Here is a 2,707-nt window from a genome sequence, read left to right as displayed (position 1 = left end):
CTTTCGGCCCAATCCGGTGCCCGGAGAGGGCTAAAAGTGACCCCGCGTTGCTTGTGCTACTTGCCTTCGATGGCTGCCTTGGCCTTGGGGTCCGAGTCGTTCAGGAACTTCTCGATCCGCTCCGGTTCCTCCGCCTCGCCGATCGCGGCCGCAGCACGGCCCAGCGAGTACAGCGCACGGAGGAAGCCACGGTTGGGCCCGTGCTCCCACGGGATGGGCCCCACGCCGCGCCAGCCGTTGCGGCGCAGCGAGTCCAGGCCGCGGTGGTAGCCCACCCGTGAGTAGGCGTAGGAATCGATGGTGCGTCCCTCAGCCCAGGCCTCTTCCGCCAGCACGGCCCACAGCAGCGAGGAGGTGGGGTGCTTTTCCACGAGGTCCAGGGCTTCCTGGCCGGCTTCCAGCTGCTGGTAGACCTCGGTCTCGGCAGGCAGGAGCGTGGGCTCGGGGCCCATCAGGTTCTTGCGGAACTCGTCTGACATTCCTAGAAGGTCTTTCCGGCCGAGCCGAGCTGCTTGGTGGCTTCCACTACGCGGGCTGCGAGGCCGGCTTCGGCGGAGGCGCCCCAGACGCGGGGGTCGTAGGTCTTCTTGTTGCCCACTTCGCCGTCCACCTTCAGGACACCGTCGTAGTTGCGGAACATGTGGTCCGCCACCGGGCGCGTGTAGGCGTACTGGGTGTCGGTGTCGATGTTCATCTTGATGGTGCCGTAGGACACGGCGTCGGCGATTTCCTGGTCCGAGGAGCCGGAGCCGCCGTGGAACACCAGGTCGAACGGGCTGTCCTTGCCGATCTTGGCGCCCACCTGGGCCTGGATGTCCTTGAGGATCTCCGGGCGGAGCTTGACGCCGCCGGGCTTGTAGACGCCGTGGACGTTGCCGAAGGTCAGCGCGGTGATGTAGCGGCCGTTCTCGCCGGCGCCCAGTGCCTCAATAGTGGCCAGGGCATCCTCGACCGTGGTGTAGAGCTTTTCGTTGATCTCGTTCTCGACGCCGTCTTCTTCGCCGCCCACGGTGCCGATCTCGACCTCGAGGATCATCTTGGCCGCGGCGGTGCGCTCCAGCAGTTCGCGGGCGATCCGCAGATTCTCCTGCAGGGTCTCGGCCGAGCCGTCCCACATGTGGGAGTTGAACAGCGGGTTCCGGCCGGCCTTGACCTCGGCCTCGGAAGCGGCCAGCAGCGGCAGGACGAAACCGTCCAGCTTGTCCTTGGGGCAGTGGTCCGTGTGCAGGGCGATGTTGACGTTGTAGTTCTTGGCCACCTCGCGGGCGAACGCGGCGAAGCCCAGGGAACCGGCCACCATGTCCTTGGTGGAGGCGCCGGACCAGTACGCGGCGCCGCCGGTGGAGACCTGGACGATGCCGTCGGACTCAGCCTCCGCGAAACCGCGCAGCGCGGCGTTCAGCGTCTGGGAGGACGTCACGTTCACGGCCGGGAACGCGAAGCCGCCTGCCTTCGCGCGGTCGATCATCTCGGAGTAGATCTCTGGGGTTGCAATGGGCATGCTGACTCCTATGCTGAGTTTTGTCTGTGGGGCTGGTAACCCGTAGACCGCTGTACGGCTAGGACCATCCTAGTCATTACCGCACTGGGTGTGCTCCTGGTTACGCCCGCCCGTACCCTCGCCTCGCAAGCCCGGCCAGGTAACCCTGCGGGCGTGGGCCCACCGCCCGGCCGGGCCTGGGCTTACTCGAGATGGCAGTACACGGCAATGACGGCGCCCGCCTCTGCCGTTATCTGTCATCTCGCGTCCAGCCCCGGCTTTGCAGTGCCCGCCGGACCCTGGGTACGACGGCGGGACGGTCACCTTCAAGATGATGTTTGCCGATCCTGACCTCCAGCCAGCCGTGGATCTCGGTCCGGTCCTGCCGATCGATATCCCTCAAATGCTGTTCCGTGCCGGCATGATGTCCGCCGTCGTACTGCAACGCGATACCCCAGCGCGGATAGGCCGCATCCGGCCACAGGACCGGGACGCCCCGGCTGTCAAACAACACATGGTTCAGGACGGGTTCGGGCAGGCCTGCATCAACGAGCGCGAGGCGCATCCTGGTCTCAGGGACCGAGTCGCTGCCCACGCGGACCAGCTCAACTGCCTCCCGTGCTGTCCGGACACCCCGCATGCCACGGTGCCGCCCGATAACGTCCCGCAAGTCATCGATACTGCATATAGCGGCCCTGGGCATCGGAAATGCAGGCCCGTGGCAGCAGACCAAATAGTCGCCAACGGCTACCAACTCCTCCACGGTCAGCAAACCAGCAAGGTCCAGCCACGTCCGCGCAGGCGACGTGAGCCGGACGCCGTCGTACTCCAGCACCTCGTCCGGGAAGAATGTCAGCACGTGTCCAACCACGTTGGCGCGGCGCGGGAAGCTGAAGCCCCGCCGGCGGGCAAGGTGGATCCGCCAGTCGCCGCTGTGCGTGGCGGGCAGCGGCGCGCCCCAGACGCGGGCGGCCGACAACGACGTGAGGATGGAGGTGTCGTCAAGGTCCGTATAGGCGCGCAAAGCTGCTGATCCCGTGGCGCCCGATTGCACCGGCACCCGGATACCCCGTGAAACCGTCACCAGGTCCTTTGCCGCCGTGCGGGTACGTGTGACTCCGGCCTTGTCCGAGGCCCGAAGGGAAAATGAACCATTGTTCAAATGGTCGGGAAGAATGGCCCTGCGCATCCCTCATTCTGGCTCGTTCACGGAGCCCGGATAGGGGT

3 protein-coding genes are annotated in these 2,707 nt (G+C 66.1%); all 3 read right to left on the bottom strand.

From position 1 onward, the window contains the following. Positions 1–56 precede the first annotated feature (56 nt). Complete coding sequence (locus P2Q66_RS01345; RefSeq protein WP_275724968.1) at positions 57–479, bottom strand: DUF3151 domain-containing protein; 423 nt, start codon at positions 477–479, stop codon at positions 57–59. A gap of 2 nt (positions 480–481) precedes the next feature. Further along, positions 482–1,501: a class II fructose-bisphosphate aldolase gene (fbaA, locus tag P2Q66_RS01340; RefSeq protein WP_163164703.1), complete on the bottom strand. Its 1,020-nt coding sequence runs from the start codon at positions 1,499–1,501 to the stop codon at positions 482–484. 229 nt (positions 1,502–1,730) lie between these two features. Then, positions 1,731–2,564: a hypothetical protein gene (locus tag P2Q66_RS01335; protein ID WP_275724965.1), complete on the bottom strand. Its 834-nt coding sequence runs from the start codon at positions 2,562–2,564 to the stop codon at positions 1,731–1,733. Between the last annotated feature and the right edge of the window lie 143 nt (positions 2,565–2,707).

The organism is Arthrobacter sp. Cr_A7 (assembly GCF_029222765.1).
GTDB lineage: Bacteria > Actinomycetota > Actinomycetes > Actinomycetales > Micrococcaceae > Arthrobacter.
The sequence above is the reverse complement of the archived record's forward strand: the minus strand, read 5'-3'. Positions and strand labels throughout refer to the sequence as shown.